Annotated in this window: 13 protein-coding genes; 6 read left to right on the top strand and 7 right to left on the bottom strand. The window is 38.7% G+C overall.

Annotated elements, in window-relative coordinates; all coding sequences use genetic code 11:
* Positions 1 to 406 precede the first annotated feature (406 nt).
* Positions 407 to 5953 (top strand): beta strand repeat-containing protein, encoded by a 5547-nt coding sequence (locus tag OB69_RS03220; RefSeq protein ID WP_053222252.1) that lies wholly within the window; start codon positions 407 to 409, stop codon positions 5951 to 5953.
* An 8-nt stretch (positions 5954 to 5961) separates the two neighbouring features.
* Here OB69_RS03220 and OB69_RS03215 read toward each other — a convergent pair whose 3' ends face one another.
* The 7 genes from OB69_RS03215 to OB69_RS03185 form a co-directional block, all read right to left on the bottom strand.
* Positions 5962 to 6747, bottom strand: coding sequence for a Rossmann-like and DUF2520 domain-containing protein (locus OB69_RS03215; protein WP_053222251.1), 786 nt, complete (start codon positions 6745 to 6747; stop codon positions 5962 to 5964).
* A 67-nt stretch (positions 6748 to 6814) separates the two neighbouring features.
* Complete coding sequence (locus OB69_RS03210; protein WP_053222250.1) at positions 6815 to 8110, bottom strand: aminotransferase class V-fold PLP-dependent enzyme; 1296 nt, start codon at positions 8108 to 8110, stop codon at positions 6815 to 6817.
* A gap of 95 nt (positions 8111 to 8205) precedes the next feature.
* On the bottom strand, positions 8206 to 10737 hold the full coding sequence (ccsA, locus tag OB69_RS03205; protein WP_053222249.1) for a cytochrome c biogenesis protein CcsA: 2532 nt from the start codon (positions 10735 to 10737) through the stop codon (positions 8206 to 8208).
* 21 nt (positions 10738 to 10758) lie between these two features.
* Positions 10759 to 11157: a cytochrome c maturation protein CcmE domain-containing protein gene (locus OB69_RS03200; RefSeq protein WP_053222430.1), complete on the bottom strand. Its 399-nt coding sequence runs from the start codon at positions 11155 to 11157 to the stop codon at positions 10759 to 10761.
* Positions 11158 to 11223: 66 nt separating this feature from the next.
* On the bottom strand, positions 11224 to 11484 hold the full coding sequence (locus OB69_RS03195) for a CcmD family protein (protein WP_053222248.1): 261 nt from the start codon (positions 11482 to 11484) through the stop codon (positions 11224 to 11226).
* Positions 11485 to 11489: 5 nt separating this feature from the next.
* The gene (gene ccsA / locus OB69_RS03190) at positions 11490 to 12152 is read right to left on the bottom strand and encodes a cytochrome c biogenesis protein CcsA (RefSeq protein ID WP_053222247.1); all 663 of its coding nucleotides are present in this window, start codon (positions 12150 to 12152) and stop codon (positions 11490 to 11492) included.
* Positions 12153 to 12224: 72 nt separating this feature from the next.
* Entirely contained in the window at positions 12225 to 12908 is a 684-nt protein-coding gene (locus OB69_RS03185; protein WP_185096855.1) for a heme exporter protein CcmB, read from the bottom strand.
* Positions 12909 to 13092: 184 nt separating this feature from the next.
* On the opposite strand from OB69_RS03185, the gene OB69_RS03180 reads away from it, so the two are divergent.
* From OB69_RS03180 to OB69_RS03160, 5 genes are all read left to right on the top strand, one after another.
* Positions 13093 to 14379, top strand: a complete 1287-nt coding sequence (locus tag OB69_RS03180; protein ID WP_053222246.1) for a nucleotide sugar dehydrogenase — start codon at positions 13093 to 13095, stop codon at positions 14377 to 14379.
* Positions 14379 to 15434: an NAD-dependent epimerase gene (locus tag OB69_RS03175; protein WP_053222245.1), complete on the top strand. Its 1056-nt coding sequence runs from the start codon at positions 14379 to 14381 to the stop codon at positions 15432 to 15434. The genes OB69_RS03180 and OB69_RS03175 overlap by 1 nt, the downstream gene beginning before the upstream one ends.
* Positions 15434 to 16567, top strand: coding sequence for a DegT/DnrJ/EryC1/StrS family aminotransferase (locus OB69_RS03170; RefSeq protein WP_053222244.1), 1134 nt, complete (start codon positions 15434 to 15436; stop codon positions 16565 to 16567). The genes OB69_RS03175 and OB69_RS03170 overlap by 1 nt, the downstream gene beginning before the upstream one ends.
* 201 nt (positions 16568 to 16768) lie before the next feature.
* Positions 16769 to 17293, top strand: coding sequence for a winged helix-turn-helix domain-containing protein (locus OB69_RS03165; RefSeq protein WP_053222243.1), 525 nt, complete (start codon positions 16769 to 16771; stop codon positions 17291 to 17293).
* Positions 17286 to 17792, top strand: a complete 507-nt coding sequence (locus tag OB69_RS03160; protein WP_053222242.1) for a UpxY family transcription antiterminator — start codon at positions 17286 to 17288, stop codon at positions 17790 to 17792. The genes OB69_RS03165 and OB69_RS03160 overlap by 8 nt, the downstream gene beginning before the upstream one ends.
* The last annotated feature ends 11 nt before the right edge of the window (positions 17793 to 17803 follow it).

The raw sequence follows: 17803 nt of genomic DNA, 5'->3' as shown, positions 1-17803 counted from the left end.
CAGTATAATATTGCCAAGTAAAAATTCAGTAGGATAGTTTTTTAAGTCAAGATGCTGAATCAATGTTATTGAATTACAAGATAAATCAAAGGTGGGTGTTTTGTGGCCAAATGCTAATTTTTATATCTAAGTGGCATAAGATTATTTTTGATTAACAAAAATATAATATACATTTGCCACCTCTTTCACCCACTATTTAAGGCAAAGCTACCATCTTTGCATCATTATTATTTTCCTCAACCCACCATTTACTTAACCATTTGATTTTGAACAAAAGATGTTCAACGAATTACTCAAACATTTTTCAATGTCATAGAAGAAAACCTATGGCGAGAGATTTTAACTAAAACAAAAGGTGAGGTACGTAGATTTAGTTGATACTTTTTTCGGGAGAGTTTTTTTAGGCATGCTATTGCTATGTTTTATCAATACGGCATTATTAGGGCAGTCCCATATAACTTCTATTAACTATGCAAGCCCTTTGCCAACCTCTGTTCCTTCAACAGTTTCGGTAACCTCACCGAGTGATGCTATCAATGACATTCAGCCAAGTTTACCCTACGATCTTTATTATGGAACAGGGGACAACTTGAAAATCAAGTCTTACACTGTTGGTGGTAAACTCTATGATAACTTTGTTCTTCCAGATACTTTAGTTATTAAGAGGACTGACAATCAAGCATATATCAACGTTTGGTATACTTTAGGTAGTATTGTTGACCCATCGTTTAGTCCACTTACACCAGGAGAACTGGAGTTAGATGCAGATGAAGTAGAAGATGCAGATGCCCTTTATCAGTCCGGGGTTTTGAATGCTGGTTATGATAATATTATGGTTAACGAGGATGATGAGGGACTCAATACCATACAAGCACAGGTAGAGCGTTTAGATGTAATTTGGTTTACAGGCTTAGTTACTTGTGAACCAGATAGTGCTGTTTTTCCAATCATTGAAAGGGGAGGAAATGATGAAATAAAGATTGCAGCAATACTCTCTCTTGATGTTAATGGCGAACCAGCATCTTATGGTTCAATGATTGATATTGAAGACTCAGATTGGCCAGACCCGACAAATTCAGGCACAGGAGGTGGACGCTCATTCGACAACTTTCTTATTTTAAGAAGACAGGATACGGGATTAGACCCAACCCCAATTATCAATATTGGTACTTTTTTTGGACAGAGTGCCCAAAGTTTGCAAGGAGTAGCGGTTTCTTTTAGTGAACTAGGAATTGCTGCAAATACAGTTATTTATGGCTTCTCAATTTTTGCATTCGACACAAACGATACAGATCATGATTTAACTGATATTTTCACTTTTCCTACCGATACCAAAGCCAGTGACTCAGGGCTTGATTTGGTTGCTGGTTTATCAGCGGGTGTGTCATCAGATAACTGTTTGACTCCAGGAACTGGGCCTGGAGGCTATAAAGCTGCTTTAACTACATGGTTAAAGGCTAATGTTGGAGTAACTACTGCTACTGATGGGAGTACCGTGACCGACTGGCAAGATCAGTGGATTGGAAATCATGATGCTACTACAGGAGTTGCCGCACCAACGTACAGAAGCACGACTAGCAACATCAATTTTAACCCTACGGTTGATTTTACTACAGGAAGTACAAGCCTCACTATAGCTAATAACCTAGCGTTTAATACAGGTGGGCCATATACTAAAAAGGGAATCAATTTAGCTTTTAGAACAAGCACTTCGGATATTAATACTCGTCAAGTATTATATGAGCAAGGAGGGAATGATCGAGGTATCACCGTTTATATTCGAGATGGAAAACTACACCTTTCGTCTTGGAACAGAACGAGTGATGGTAGCGGGTCTCCTTGGAATACGACAGCGAATGTGGCAACCATTGCAACAGCAACTTTGTCTGAGAATACAGAATACATAGTTACTTTAGAGTTTAGTGGAAACACATCTTCAACAGGTACAGTTACGGGCTACTTAAATGGCCAAAGCTTTGCGACCTTAAACAATGTTGGGCTACTTTATAGCGACACCGATGGAATAGAGTTTGGAGCTTCAGATGGAGCTTCAAGATATGACAATGGTAGCAGTAGCAGCGCAAACTCATATTATGGAGAAATTTCCGAACTTATTTACTGTAATGAGCCGGGTGCTTTCCTTATCTCACAACGCAATAGAATAGAGAGTTATTTGGCCGTAAAGTATGGAATCACACTTGACCAGTCGACTCCTATTAACTACGTAAATTCTCAAGGTGATATTGTTTTTAACACAACGCTAAACGCCTCTTTAGGAGGGTATTTGGAATACAACAAGGACATTGCAGGTATTGCAAGAGACGATAACTCTGAATTTGAGCAGGTTAAATCAAGGAGTGAAAACATGGGTTCTGTGGTTACTATGGATCATGGAGGTTCATTTCCTAATAACAATTCATGGCTAATCTGGGGAAATGACAGCGGTGATAAAGATGATGATGAAACCACAGATGTACCTCCTTTAATTACTCGTAGAGTAGAACGCGTTTGGAGAGTTGGCGAAACTGGTGAGACAGGTAATAATAGTGTCTCTTTCGATATTTCTGGCTTTACGTTTAGTGGAGGCACACCTGCCGAATCGGACTATAGTTTACTAATAGCAGGGAATTCTTCAGGTGGTGATTTCAGTTCTGCTCAGGTAATAACTGGCGGTACCTTAAGTGGTAGCACCATCACTTTTTCTGGAGTTAATTTTGAAAATGGTCAATACTTTACCTTAGGTACAGGTTTTATTAGCTGTGGGCCAGGTAATGTAACTACAAATTTAACCTTATGGCTAAGAGCCGATAATGGACCAAACACCACCGTTAACGGAGCTGACGTTACCTCATGGGGTGATTTTTCTGGGTCAAACGATGCAAACGTTGCCACTAATTACCCAAATTATGTTAGTAACTCAATAAACTTCAATCCCGCATTAAATTTCGACATCACTAATTCAGAGTGGATGAGTGGTAGTGCGGGGTTTTATACAACCGCTTATTATTTCGTTTTTAAAGCGGATAATGAAATAACTACAGGTTCGACTCCTCAAACAGTTATTGGTTTTGATGCTCCTTCTGCGTCAGTTAATATAGGTGGTTTTACACTTGGTAATATTGCGTCTGGCTCTGAACTGTTTACCCATGTAATGGGCACAACAAACACATGGTATAGACGTGCAAACGATACAGCTGGTAGGCCGAAAGTACTTGCAGGGGAGAGTTTACTCTTGGGAGTGAGAAATAATGCGACTAATACCAGTACTCAGATATATATTAATGGAGAACAGAGAGATGATGCCTCAACTGGTACTTTTAAAACTTCCTCTAATGTGGCTTATCGTCTAGCTAATTTTCGAGCATTCTTTTCGAGAGCTTACGATGGACAAATTGCAGAGCTGATTTCATTCTCCGTACGTCCCGATGATACCAACGAACATCTTAGAATTCAAAGTTATTTGGCTATAAAATATGGTATAACGCTAGATCAAACTACAGGACAGAACTATTTGAATTCATCAAGTTCAGTGATATGGAATGCCACGGACAACGCTTCATATAAGAACGATATTGCTGGTATTGGCAGAGATGATGGTTCTTGCTTTATTCAAAAACAATCTAAAAGTGTGAATGATGGTTCAATTGTTACCATTGGTTTAGGTGGAATTGCGGCAGATAATAAATCCAATCTTAATAGTTTCTCAGCAGATGAATCATTTATGGTTTGGGGTAATGATAATGCCGATAAGGAACAGTCAAACGCTGTAAATGCTGCAAATGATGGTAGTCCAGATGTTCCTACTGGGGTTACTGAGCGAATGAGAAGGGTTTGGAGAGTGGATGAAACCGGAACTGTAGGTAATACTACTATATCTTTTGATTTAACAGGTCTGGGGTACTCTTCTTCGGCAGCAGACTTTAAACTGATTAGGTCTGCTAGTTCAACCATGGCCTCTGGTACCACAGTAGGTGGCGGTACTTTCAATGGAAATGTATTGACTTTTGAGAATGTAGATTTTGCCGATGGAGATTATTTTACACTTGGAACAGCAATAGAGCTTTGTGGTCCAGGTGGAGTAACAAGTGGTTTAGCCTTATGGTTAAAAGCAAATAATGGCCCTGATGCTGTTATAAATGATGCTACCGTTAATACTTGGACCGATAAGAGTACGGCTGATAATGATGGAGCGGTAACACCAAATGGAGTGTCTCCAGTATTACCAAAGCTCAAAACAGCAACCTTTAATTTTAATCCAGTCGTTCGTTTTTCTGATCCAGGCACTTCTGATCTAGCATATATAAGTACCGATAATGGTAATGTGGTAAGTGATGATATGACTTTAGCGACTGTTTTCTCAACTACTCAAAATGGAGGGAATACTGGAAACTTTGAGGATTCTCCAGTGCTAATGAGCTCTGGCGTATCGGGAGGAACAGCCGATTATGCATTAGGCTTGGCAGATAATGGTGCAGTTCATTTTAATGCTGCTAATAACTCTGGTCGTACTGCTTATAGCACTGCCAAATACAATAACGGTATTCCTCATATTGCAATGGGAACCCGTGTAAAGGCAGCCTCTGGAACAGTTAAACTGTATGTGGATGCTGCGAATGTAGGTTCTGGTACCTCCGATAATGTTTCGTTAAATGGTGGTACAGCTATGGGTATAGGAAATAACGGAGCTATTGCTGATTATACAATAAACTCTCAGCTACAGGGAAATATAGCCGAAGTGCTAGCTTACTCTAGGGTTTTGACAGCCAATGAGCGTGTGCGAGTTGATTCATACCTTGCTTTAAAATACGGAATCACTAGAGCTGGAGATACAGGTGAAAAAGATTATTTAGCCTCTGATAGTGGCGTAGTATGGGATTGGACCGAACAACCGACTTATAACTATAACATTTCTGGCTTGGCTCGAGATGACAACTCTTGTTTCCTTCAAGAAACCTCTAAGAGTTCTAATGCCGGTACCATTGTTAAAATGGCGTCAGTCAGTCCGATTGGAGATGATGATTCGTTCTCGATATGGGGAAGTGAAAATAAGCCACTGACTGGAACAAAGGCTGACGGAAATACAGAGTTTAATACTTCTCAAGTAAAGAGTAGGCTATTTAGAGAATGGTATGTTCAAGAGACTGGAACAGTTGGACAAGTTGATTTAACTTTTGACTTATTCTCAATTGGCGGACCTTCTGGTGTAGGAACAAACAACCTTAACCTTGTAAGACTAATGCTAGATGCAGATGGAGATTTCACCTCAGGTGTTACTCTTCAAGCACCTACTTCAATTGATGCGGTTAAGAAAACAGTAACCTTTAGAGTTGACTTAACCGATACACAATTCTTTACATTAGGAGCAACTGAAAAGTATGCGCTTCCAATTACCTTGATTTCATTTGATGCTAAGAATATCAATAATGAATCTGTTCAATTGAATTGGACAACGGCTAGTGAAGAAGGTAACGCTTATTACACAATTGAAAGAAGTGCAAACGGAAAGGATTTCACAGCAATTGGAGTACTTAATGGGGCTGGAAATAGTGATGAGATATTAAACTATACCTATACTGATTCAGAGCCTTTGAGCGGCACTTCTTATTACCGATTAAAGCAGACTGACTTTAATGGTGAGTTTGAATATTCAGAGGTGAAAAGGGTGCTGCTAAACAAAGCTCAACTTGAAATCAATACTGTATTCAGTGTCTTCCCTAACCCTGTTGTTTTTGGAGAGAAATTTAAACTTGCTTATAAAGTAGCTGAAGATCAAGAAATTGAGCTTCAGGTAGTGACTTCCAGTGGTGTAGTAGTGAGTAGTTCCAACTTTGAAATTAAGGCTGCTTCAGGTTACATAGAGCTTGATTCTAAAGACTTGCCAAAAGGCTTAAACATGATCAGAATCATTGATCGAGACAGAAAAGTAGTTACAATTAAAATGTTGGTTCGTTAGCGAGCAGTTTATTCTTCGGAATAATAATCGATGATATTTTGGGAGATTGCCCTGTAGATTTCTGCTATCTCTGGATTGTTAGATAAAGCCTGAAAGTGATTGTCCAAGGTTTCGAAATCGCCTCTTTTTGCAGGGCCAGTTTGAGCATTATTGGGGCCTATTTCAAGCGACTTATTGAGCGTTTCAACAATTAATGGCTCTAGCAAGTCAAAATTGAGGTTTCTGTTTTCTAAAATACCTTTTGAAATCGTAAACAGATGGTTTGTGAAGTTGCAGGCAAAAACAGCTGCCAAGTGAATCGTTCTTCTATCTCGGCTATCCATTAACTGAACTTTGTTGCTAATGCTTTTGGCCAAACTGTTCAATGCATTTTCTGTCATTTTGTTTTCTGCTTCAATGCCAATTGGAATTTCTGAAAAGTCCACGGCCTTGCCTTTGCTAAAGGTTTGAAGTGGATAAAAGACCCCTTGGTTTTCCGTTCGTGCGTAACCCAAAGCAGCCATTGCTACAGACCCCGAGGTATGGACTAAAATTGCGTTTTTTGGAAGTAAAATTTCAGGTGCAATTTCAGCAATAGAGTCATCCGAAACGGCCAAAATAAATATTTGAGCATTGCTATCATTAAAGTTGAGTTTACTTGTGGCTTTAGCATTAAAAAAGTCTAAAGCAAAGTGTTTGGCCTTTCTGATATCTCGGTTATAAATATCAGTAATTACATGCCCTGCGTTTTCAAATGCTCTGGCCAAGTGCCAAGCAACATTCCCGGTGCCTATAATACCTATTTGATAGCTCATGGTTCGAAGTTAGAAAAACGAATGGAATGGTTGATATCGAAAGCGCTGTTCTTCTCTCCAATAAAGTTTACTTAGGTGTTCCGGCAATTTTAAGCATGGCTTCTACCAACCGATCTAAGTCATACTTTGTAGTGTACACATGTGGGGTAATTCTAGGGCCGTTTACCTTTTCCCATTGCACAGGGCTCGTATGTATTTTGTATTCATTAAAAAGCCTGTTGTGTACTTCTCCAGCGGTCATGCCTGCTACGCCAAAGTTGCATAGGGCTCTACTAAATTCTGGTTTTAGCGAAGTGTATGGAATAACGTTTTTATGCTGAATCACTTCCTTGGCCCAATATTGCTTCAAGTATTCTAATCTGGCTCCTTTTCGCTCTTGGCCAATTGCGTTGTGAAAGTTGAGTGCTCCGCCAATGGCTTGTTCGGTAGCAAAAGAGCGAGTACCAATGTTTTCGAATTTGCGAATATTTGTTTGTTGGTCTTCGGGCGAGGCCAAAAGAGGCCAAATATCTTTTATTTTTTCCTTTCTAATGTAAAGCATTCCCGTACCAAAGGGTGCGCAAAGCCATTTATGAAGGCTTGTTCCGAAGTAATCGCAGCCCAAATCTGAGATTTTAAAATCTAAGTGAGCGAAGGTGTGTGCTCCGTCTACCACAGAATCAATTCCTCTTTTTCGGGCTTCGGCACAAAGTTTTTTAGCGGGCATAATTTGACCAGTCCAATTAATCATGTGGGTAATATGAAAAACACGTGTTCGTGGCGTTACCGCATCAGTAAATTGCTTTACAATGATATCATCGTTTTCATTGGGTAAATCTAAATCCAACCAAACCAATTTTATTCCATCGCGTTTTTCACGCTGCTTCCAAGCATTTATCATGTTTGGGTAATCATATTTGGTCAGAATTACTTCGTCTCCCTTTTTCAGGTTCATTCCAAATATTACCGTGTTGATGGCCTCAGTGGTATTTCGGTTGATGGCTATTTCATCTGGAGAGCAACCAGCGAGTTCGGCAAGTTTATCTCTAACAGGTTCGCGGCCTTGGTCAAGAATTCGCCACATGTAATAAGAAGGTGCTTCGTTGGCGTATTGGTAGTAGCGAATCACAGCATCTTGCACCACTTTTGGCTGTGGACTTACTCCTCCATTATTAAGGTTAATTATATTGGGGGAAGTAGTATAGGCCTGCTGAATCCTTGCCCAAAGCTCTTCGTCTTGGGCAGCGGCTTCAGGAGAAAGCTGATTTATTTCCACCATCGCCTGACTTACATCTTCGGCAACGGATTTTTTAAAGAATGAAGTTAGAGAAAGACTTCCTGCCGTTAAAAAGGATTTTTGGATAAATGATCTGCGTGAATTCATAGCCTAAAAAAGTTTAGTCAACTCAAATTAGGCAATTTTCAACATTTTAAAACCGTTGATTAGAAGAGAGGTAAAAACGCCACGGTTTGGCGATTTTACTCAACCCCCTTATCTCTCATTTGCATAAATTCGACATAACGTCTTCTTACTGCTATAATAAAGCCAGCAATCATCACCAAAGTACCAATCCAAAGCACATTGATGTGTGGCTTCTCTAGCGCTTTCATAATAATAAAATCCTTTTGAGTAGTGTTTAAACCTAGAGTCACAGAGCCTGCGTCAGGGTTAATACTTTCCACCGAGATTTTAGAAGCAATTTCTTTAATTACATCTGGTTGTTTACCTACTTGTCCATTCTGGATAATGAAAATAGGTTGGGCTAGGTATTTTTCATTGTCTTCGGCATAAACCGTAATATTTGCTCTTACGGCTACATCATCAGGGCCAAGAGTAGCGAAACTCATGCGCTCGACTCTTTCTAAACCATTGAAGTCGGCTACGTAGTCATTGATGAAAAAGCGTTGTCCAGCTTTTACTTCAATCTCTTGTTTTTCACCCCATTCAATGTCTTCTTCAAAATTTGGTTTTACAGAAACATAAGAATAGATATCTCTACCCCATAGCTTTTTAATATCAGGAGAAATCACATCACCCATTTGTGGGTTTACTTGTATTCTTGGGTATAATGTAAACTCTTTCCCTGTTTCTAAATCCTTATAATCGGTTTGATAATAGAAATTTTCAGGGCTTTGGAGATAAACCGTGTCGCCAGCTTGGGCGTAGGTCTTACCGTCAACCACAATGTCTTGCTTTACTACTTTGTAGTAAGGGTCTTCAGTATTATTGAGATTCGATTTCTTAACATAGCCAGGTATATCGTATACTTTCATAAGTTCATTACGGTAAGTAATCTCATACTTATCCATAAAACTTGGCTCATTTAAGAAAAGAGGAATGTTAGTTTGATTTTGATCATCCGTCCATTCTTTACTTATGAGAAGTGTATTGCGAGAAATAGCTTCAGAGTAACCTTCTGAAAACATGATCCCAATCAACATCATGGCGATACCAATATGGGCAACTGAACCGCCAACCAACTTAAAGCTCTTACTTTTCAGCAGTTCTAAAAGAATTTTTGTATTGGCCACAATGGAGTACATTCCAGCAACGAGTACGAGAATATATACGGGGTCATAAATTTTAGCTACAATGAAAATAACAGCACTCAGCAATAATGAAATCAATACAGGAAAAGTGAGTGACGCAATAAGCTTTTCCTTGTCCATTTTTTTCCAAAAGAAAAACTGACCTGTTCCACTAAGTAGAGCTACAGCTATTGCAAACCAAACTTGGCTATTTGAATAGAATTCAATTTGATTGGCTGGTTGAGCAAGTGTAGAAATGCCACCAAACAATTCAATGATTTTGTTGAATACAGGGAATGAGGTTGGAATCAATACTTGAAATGCCATTAGAGACAGCGTTAGTGCTCCAATAAACACCCAAAATTCTCTAGAATAAGTTGATGCTTCCTTTTCGGAAGAAGGAATTTGCTTCCAAACCCTTACTGCAAATATGATAGAAATGATAAGGAAGAACATCAAGTAAATCAGAAGCTGTCCTGAAAGTCCTAAGTCAGTAAAAGAGTGAACTGACGCATTCCCTAAAATTCCACTTCTTGTTAAAAAGGTAGAATAGAGAATAAGTATAAAAGAAGTAATGACCAGAATGATCGATGTCTTTAGGGCTGTGGCGCTTTTCTTAAAGGTAATCATGGTATGAATACTGGCTACCATAATTAGCCAAGGCACATAAACTGCGTTTTCAACGGGATCCCAGTTCCAATAGCCACCAAAGTTTAGGGTTTCGTAAGCCCAATAACCTCCCATAATAATAGCAGTACCTAAAATCATGGTGCCAAAAATTGTCCATGGTAAAGCGGGCCTTATCCATTCTTTCACCCTGCCAGTCCAAAGCCCAGCAATACAATAAGAGAACGGAATTAGAGAGCAGGCAAAGCCTAAGAATGTCATTGGAGGGTGAATGACCATCCAATAGTTCTGTAATAATGGATTAAGCCCAGTTCCGTCTTCAGGTATAAAGTCTGGATTGATTAGGAAAATGGGGTCATTCAGTACCTCTCTTAACAATAGGAAAGGAGAACTTCCTATTTTCAAATCGCCAATTACAACACCTAATATCATTGAAGCCAAGAATGCCTGAACTACGGCAAAAACCGTCATTACAGGAGCTTCCCATTTACGGTTGGTTTTAATAATAATGAAGCCTAAAAGTGCATTCCAGAATAACCAAAGCATAAAGCTTCCTTCTTGACCTTCCCAAAAGGAGGCAATCATATAATAGGGAGGAAGGTTTTTTGAGGCGTGACTCCAAGCGTAATGATACTCGAAGTAATTATTATAAATTATGATGTATAGCGTAACCACCACACCAACTACTGAAAGGCCATGGAAAATAAAGGCAGCACGGCTAAAGCTGATCCAAGGGGATTTGCCTACCTCATTATTATTAGTGGCTTTGAAATACCCAAAGGCCGCCATTAATGAAGTAATAAATGAAATTATAATGAGGAGGTGGCCAATATTGCCTATGCCTGTATGTACCATGCTCGGTTACCTTATTTCAGATTAAAGTTCAGTCTCTTCGTATTTTGAAGGGCACTTGAGAAGTATTTTATCAGCAATGAATTTGTCATCGTGATAAGACCCAATTACTACCACCTTCTCTGACCTAAGAAAATCAGAAGGCATTGGTTCGTTATAATATACGGTTTGCTCTAGGTTGTTATCATCTAGCATAACAAACGATACAGAAAGCTTATCTGGGCTTGGGTTGACACCAATTACTTGACCAACAGTGTTCTTTTTAAGTTCTCCTACCACATGGATTTTTTTATTGCTTCCATTCTCAGCCATTTCTTTGGCTACATCAAATGAAACATATGAGCTAGCACTGTTTTGTGTAGAAATGATGATAGCAATGGCGATGGCGATCACTACGATTCCGATGATACTCGATTTTTTCATAACAGGAATTTTTTTGGGTTCAACGGGATGAACCACTATTTGGGTGCGAAATTACAACACAAACGACTATGAATTAGCCTTTTCTTTGAAAACCTCCTTCTCAAGCTTGCTTATCTTTTTATCAACTGAAATAGTATAAGCACTAAGGCCCACAAAAAGAATCATAATAACGGCTACAACTACATATATTTTACCATTAGAGCGCATTATATCGGCCATTTCAACCGTTTGATCTTTGTAACTGTCATCGGTAATTTCATATGTGCCATCTTGAGCAATGGAAGCTAAGCTGAAGCAAAGGAAAAGGATGGTGAGAAATTTTTTCATATCAATTAATCTTCTAAAGCACGTTCAATTTGTCGGGTTCTAACTCTTAGGTTGGCTAACCAAGCCCCCATGAGCGTCCAGCCAATTACGGCAGGGTAGAAAACAACCCTTAGCTTACTATCAAGGTCATAAGAATTAAAACCAGGATTTCCTCCATTACCTGGGTGTAAAGAATTAGGGTCTAGCCTTGGTAAAATGAAAAGGAGCGGAATCATTGCCGCATAGGCAAAGATGTTATAAACACCGCTTACTCGAGCCTTTTGTTGTTCATCTTTCATTGAGTTACGAAGCACTAAATAAGCAAAGTAAATCAATAGGCATATGGCAGCAGCATTTTGCTTGGAATCACCACTCCATGGTTCACCCCATGTATAATTTGCCCAAACTGCTCCGGTAATAATTCCTAAGGCTCCCATTAAAACCCCTGCTTTGGCCAGTTCTACGGATTTGTCATCTAGTGTAATTTGCCCTGATCGTAAATATTTAATCGCATAAACCATTGATGCAGTTAGCAGTATTACCATTCCAAACCACATGGTAACGTGGAAATGGAGGTTTCGAATAGTTTCGTTTAGAATATTTAATCGAGGGGCATCCATGAGTAAGCCTGCCAATAGTGTGTAGGTTACTAGAATTAAGGCTAGGGCTTTCCACCAGTTTTTCTTCATGACAATTAACCTTTAGTGGCTCATTTAACAAAGCGATTAGACGAGAGTTAACTCAGAATGGTTGCGCTTCTTTTATGATCGCCAAAGATAAGGGAATAACAAGTAAGATACCGCTAATACGATTGCATTTATGGCTACCAGTATTAGAATTTCGTCTGTACTCACCGATCGATCAAGTCCATCCATAGCGTTTTTAGAAAGCTTGATTACCATCAGGATAATAGGAAGTATAACAGGAAAGCTCAAAACGGCCATCAGCGAGGTGCTATTTTCAGCTTTAGCAGCAATACCAGAAATCATGGTAAGGCTAGATGCAAGGCCTAAAGAGCCAAGTACAATGGCAATCAGGAAATAGAGCAGGTCAAAGGTAGCACCCTCTTCATTGGCTCTTTCCATTACAAAAGAATAGATTGCAAAACCAACTAAGGCCAAGGCCAAGAGTAAGAGCGCATTATAGATAATTTTAGAAATAATGATTTCAATAGGGCTTGCTATGGAGTAATAATAAAGAGCCCTACCTCTCGATTCCTGAATAAAACTTTTAGCAACAGAATTCACAGCAGTAAAGAGAAGTATAATCCAAAATAGCGCGTTCCATGTTATAGCGTCTATGGCTCCTGCTTTTAGTCCAAAACTCATATAGCACACAAAAATGGTGCTGGCCAAATAAAGTACCATTCCATTTAATGCAAACCGCTGTCTCCATTCAGAGAGTAGCTCTTTTCCTATTAGAGAGAATATTTGATTCTTGTTCATTTTAGATGGGCAAATATAGGGCTTTAAGAACAGTGTGTTTGAATTTTTGCTAATTATCACCCAATCAGGGTATTGACGAATGTTAGTAAAATGTTAAGAGATAAATATGGGAGAGAATAAACTTTTTTATTCCACTTGAAGAATCTTTTATAATCCCTATTTTCGTGCCGAACAAATTTTTGGCATGTCAGAGAATAAGATTGCAATTATTGGATTGGGCTATGTTGGCCTTCCGTTGGCAGTAGCTTTTGCGGAGAAATACAAAGTTTTTGGCTTCGATATTAATCAATCAAGAATTGATGAACTCAATAGTGGTCATGATAGAACGCTTGAAGTAGAGGATGACCTTCTTTCTTCGGTTTTAACAAAGAAAGATTCCGCATTGGGTCTTTTTAACACAAATCAACTAGAGGACATTAAGGGCTGTAATATTTTTATAGTGACAGTCCCAACACCGATTGATGACGATCAAAACCCTGACCTAACACCACTAATTAAAGCTTCTGAAACGGTGGGAGGAGTGCTTAAAAAAGGAGATATTGTTATTTATGAATCGACTGTTTATCCTGGAGCAACTGAAGAAGATTGTGTGCCTGTTTTGGAGAACAAGTCTGGGTTGAAATTCAACAAGGATTTTTATTGTGGTTACTCACCTGAGCGCATTAACCCAGGAGATAAAGAACATACCGTAAAAAAGATTTTGAAAGTCACTTCTGGCTCAACACCAGAGATTGCTGAAACGGTTGATCAGCTTTACAAAAGCGTAATTACTGCAGGAACATATAAAGCGGCCTCAATAAAGGTGGCGGAAGCTGCCAAAGTAATAGAGAACTCACAGCGTGACATAAACATTGCTTTCGTAAATGAATTGGCAATGATTTTTAATAAAATGGGTATTGATACTGTTGACGTTCTAGAAGCAGCGGGTACAAAGTGGAACTTCTTACCATTTAGACCAGGCTTAGTGGGAGGTCACTGTATAGGGGTTGATCCATACTATTTAGCTCAGAAAGCCAAAAAGACTGGCTATTATCCGCAAATTCTCTTGGCTGGCAGAAGGCTCAATAATAGCATTGGCCCATACGTTGGTAGTCAAGTAGTCAAGCTTTTGATGAAGAAGGGAAAGGTTATCAGAGATTCAAAAGTGCTGGTTTTAGGTATTACTTTTAAAGAGAATTGTCCAGACATTCGTAATTCTAGAGTGATTGATATCATTCAGGAATTGAAAGAGTTTGAGGTGAATGTAGATGTGTTTGATCCTTGGGCAGAGCCTAAAGAAGTTAAGCATGAATACGGTTTGGACTTGGTTGGTCAATCGGAACTTGACCTAAAATCTTATGACGGAATTGTATTGGCTGTGGCACACAATGAGTTTAAAGCTATGATGCTGCCTGATAATTTGAATTCAGACTCTATTATATATGATGTAAAATCATTCCTTCCAAAAGAAACTATCACAGCACGATTATAATGGCAAAAATTCTAATTACAGGAACAGCAGGTTTCATTGGCTTTCATTTAGCAAAAAAGCTTCTCGAAAGAGGAGATGAAGTTGTAGGCCTAGATTCAATTAACGACTATTACGACATTCGAGTTAAGCATGGTCGACTGCTAGAAACCGGTATTGACCCCGAAGAAATTGAGTATAATAAACTAATCCAAAGTTCTACATACAAATCGTATCGTTTTATTCAGTGTCAATTAGAAGACGCTGAAAGCCTAAATCAATTGTTTGAGGCAGAGAAGTTTGATAAAGTGATCAATCTCGCTGCTCAAGCCGGAGTGAGGTATAGTCTTGAAAACCCTAAGGCCTACATTGATAGTAATATTGTTGGCTTTGTTAACATTCTGGAAGCCTGTAGGCACAACAAAGTAAAGCACTTATCTTACGCAAGTAGTTCATCTGTTTATGGTTTGAACGAGACTCGCCCTTTTTCTACGAGCCATAATGTTGATCACCCTATTAGTCTGTATGCCGCTAGCAAAAAGAGTAATGAGTTAATGGCTCATACATACAGTCATTTGTTTGGCTTGCCAACAACTGGCTTAAGGTTCTTTACAGTCTACGGCCCTTGGGGAAGACCAGATATGGCCTTATTTTTATTCACCAAAGCAATCCTAGATGGAAAACCGATTCAGGTTTTCAATAATGGGGAAATGTCAAGAGACTTTACCTACGTTGATGATATTGTTGAAGGCGTAACCAGGGTCAATGATAACCCTCCCAAAGGCAATGAAAGCTGGTCTGGCTCTCAGCCTGACCCTGGGTCTTCTAGAGCGCCTTATAAGATTTACAATATAGGTAACAATTCACCAGTAAAACTGATGGATTTTGTGACTACAATTGAGAAAGTTTTGGGCAAGGAGGCAGAAAAGCAGTTTATGCCAATGCAACCAGGTGATGTTTCTGCGACTTATGCGGATGTTCAAGATTTGATTGATGATTTAGATTACAAGCCAGCTACATCGCTAGAGTTTGGTGTAGGGAAGTTTATTGAGTGGTACAGGAAATTTTATAATAAGTGATGGATCCGATAAGAATGGTTGACCTTGTAGGTCAGTATGCTAAAATAAAGGAAGAAGTAAAGGATGAAATCAATAAGGTTTTAGATAGTGCTACTTTTATTAATGGCCCTGCGGTCTCTGATTTTCAGTCGGATTTAGAAAAGTACCTTTCTGTTAAACATGTAATCCCATGTGCGAATGGTACAGACGCCCTTCAGGTAATTATGATGGCATATGATTTTCCGAAAGGTGCCGAAGTAATAGTTCCTTCATTCACTTATGTAGCAACAGTAGAAGTTATAGCGCTACTGGGGTTAAAGCCAGTATTTGTAGAGGTTTATCCCGATACCTTCAATATTGATATAGAAGATTTAGAATCAAAAATCACGGATCGGACAGTGGCAATCGTGCCTGTACATTTGTATGGACAATGTGCAGATATGGAACGTCTAATGACTGTTGCTAAAAAGCATAATTTAAAGGTGTTTGAAGATACAGCTCAAGCCATTGGAGCTGATTATAAATACAGTGATGGAAATACTGTAAAAGCTGGAACGATTGGAGATGCCGGAGCTACGTCATTTTTTCCTTCCAAAAACTTAGGGGCTTATGGTGATGGCGGTGCGATAATGACCAATGACGATGAGCTTGCAGCAAAACTCAGAATGATTGTCAATCATGGCCAAAGTGAAAGATACTATCATGATTCTATTGGAGTGAATTCGCGACTAGATAGTATTCAAGCAGCAATTTTGAAGGTGAAGCTGAAATACTTGGATGATTACAATCAAGCTCGTCAACAGGTTGCAGAAAGATATAATGAGGCCTTTGCAGCAACAGACGAGATTGTTACACCAGCTACTGCTGGCTTCACTAACCATGTTTATCATCAGTATACAGTTAAGTTAAAAGATGCTTCAAGGCGTAATGAGTTGAATAAGTACCTCGCAGCTCAAGGAATTCCTTCTATGATTTACTATCCAGTTCCAAATCATCTTCAAAAGGCTTATAGTTATTATGGGTATAAGGAAGGGGACTTCAAAATCACGGAAGATCTTTGTTCTAGAGTGATTTCTTTTCCTATTCATACTGAGATGGAGAAGGAACAACAAGATTATATCATTGAAAATGTATTAAAGTTTTTCTCTTTATAGAGATGCTTTATCATTGGCTTGTCATTGTGTTTTTGACAGGTTAAAAAATTAACATACAAATATTAAGAGGTTTATTGCTATTTGAAAATATTGAGTAAATTTGTTACTCAATATTGAGTTCTGGCTTGGGACTTACGAGGCGAAGCTGTATCATTTGATCAATTAAATTGGCAAATAGCGAACCCTTAAAAGCTTTTGATAATGCTTGAAGCACTTATTTCTTCAAAAACACGAATAAAATTACTTTTAAGACTTTTCTTGAACCCAGACTCAAGCGCTTACCTGAGGGGTTTGGCAGAAGAATTTAATGAAAGCACAAATTCAATTCGCGTTGAGTTGAATAGGTTTGAAGAAGCAGGAATGCTTGATTCTGATTTGGTCGGAAATAAAAAAGTTTTTAAAGCCAATAAAAAATACCCTCTTTTTCAGGAAGTTCGGAGTATCCTTTTGAAGTATACAGGCCTTCAAGACGTAATTGACGAAGTAGTTGAAAAATTAGGGGATTTAAGCAAGGTGTACCTTTCAGGAGATTTGGCACTCGGTAAAGATTCAGATGTTGTGAGTTTGATCTTTGTTGGAAATCCAGACCTTCATTATCTTGTTCAATTAATTCAAAAAGCAGAATCATTAGTGCCTAAGAAAATTCAATACTTAGTATACTCTAATGAAGAGGCCGCCATAATGACTTTCGACCCAAATCAAAACCTTTTAATTTGGAATGAATAATCCGCAAAGAACATATTGGACAGCTTTTTATACCAAACCTCGCAATGAGAAAAAGGCGGCTGATAGATTGGTATCTAAGGGGTTTGATGTGTATTGTCCGACAAGGACGGTTCTTAAACAATGGTCCGATAGAAAGAAGAAAGTGATAGAACCAGTATTTACCTCCTACATATTTGCAAAGGTTGATGAGACTTGTCGCTTAGAAATTTTGAAGGACTCTTCAATTGTTTCAAATGTGAGATGGTTAGGTAAGCCTGCAATTATTCAAGAAAGAGAAATATCAGAAATTAAGTCCTTTTTAGAAGAGTTTCCTTTGTCTCAATTGTCAAATGAAAATTTCCAAACTGGAAGTAGAGTCAGTATCAATTCTGGCGCGCTATCAGGTCAATCAGGTGTGATTAGAAAGACGCAAGGTAATAGAGCGTTTTTACTGATTTCGAGTTTAGGAGTAGAACTTCAAGCAGAAATAAGTATGAACCATTTACGAAAAGTCAGCTGATTTTTAGCCTA

Source organism: Roseivirga seohaensis subsp. aquiponti (assembly GCF_001267955.1).
GTDB lineage: Bacteria > Bacteroidota > Bacteroidia > Cytophagales > Cyclobacteriaceae > Roseivirga > Roseivirga seohaensis.
The sequence above is the reverse complement of the archived record's forward strand: the minus strand, read 5'-3'. Positions and strand labels throughout refer to the sequence as shown.

What these genes read in the sequence shown, in the direction of transcription:
- OB69_RS03195 (WP_053222248.1), bottom strand. Translation starts at nt 11,484, where the DNA reads ATGAAAAAATTTCTCACCATCCTTTTCCTTTGCTTCAGCTTAGCTTCC.
- ccsA (WP_053222247.1), bottom strand. Translation starts at nt 12,152, where the DNA reads ATGAAGAAAAACTGGTGGAAAGCCCTAGCCTTAATTCTAGTAACCTAC.
- OB69_RS03165 (WP_053222243.1), top strand. Translation starts at nt 16,769, where the DNA reads ATGCTTGAAGCACTTATTTCTTCAAAAACACGAATAAAATTACTTTTA.
- OB69_RS03175 (WP_053222245.1), top strand. Translation starts at nt 14,379, where the DNA reads ATGGCAAAAATTCTAATTACAGGAACAGCAGGTTTCATTGGCTTTCAT.
- OB69_RS03160 (WP_053222242.1), top strand. Translation starts at nt 17,286, where the DNA reads ATGAATAATCCGCAAAGAACATATTGGACAGCTTTTTATACCAAACCT.
- OB69_RS03200 (WP_053222430.1), bottom strand. Translation starts at nt 11,157, where the DNA reads ATGAAAAAATCGAGTATCATCGGAATCGTAGTGATCGCCATCGCCATT.
- OB69_RS03185 (WP_185096855.1), bottom strand. Translation starts at nt 12,908, where the DNA reads ATGAACAAGAATCAAATATTCTCTCTAATAGGAAAAGAGCTACTCTCT.
- OB69_RS03215 (WP_053222251.1), bottom strand. Translation starts at nt 6,747, where the DNA reads ATGAGCTATCAAATAGGTATTATAGGCACCGGGAATGTTGCTTGGCAC.
- OB69_RS03170 (WP_053222244.1), top strand. Translation starts at nt 15,434, where the DNA reads ATGGATCCGATAAGAATGGTTGACCTTGTAGGTCAGTATGCTAAAATA.
- OB69_RS03180 (WP_053222246.1), top strand. Translation starts at nt 13,093, where the DNA reads ATGTCAGAGAATAAGATTGCAATTATTGGATTGGGCTATGTTGGCCTT.
- ccsA (WP_053222249.1), bottom strand. Translation starts at nt 10,737, where the DNA reads ATGGTACATACAGGCATAGGCAATATTGGCCACCTCCTCATTATAATT.
- OB69_RS03220 (WP_053222252.1), top strand. Translation starts at nt 407, where the DNA reads ATGCTATTGCTATGTTTTATCAATACGGCATTATTAGGGCAGTCCCAT.
- OB69_RS03210 (WP_053222250.1), bottom strand. Translation starts at nt 8,110, where the DNA reads ATGAATTCACGCAGATCATTTATCCAAAAATCCTTTTTAACGGCAGGA.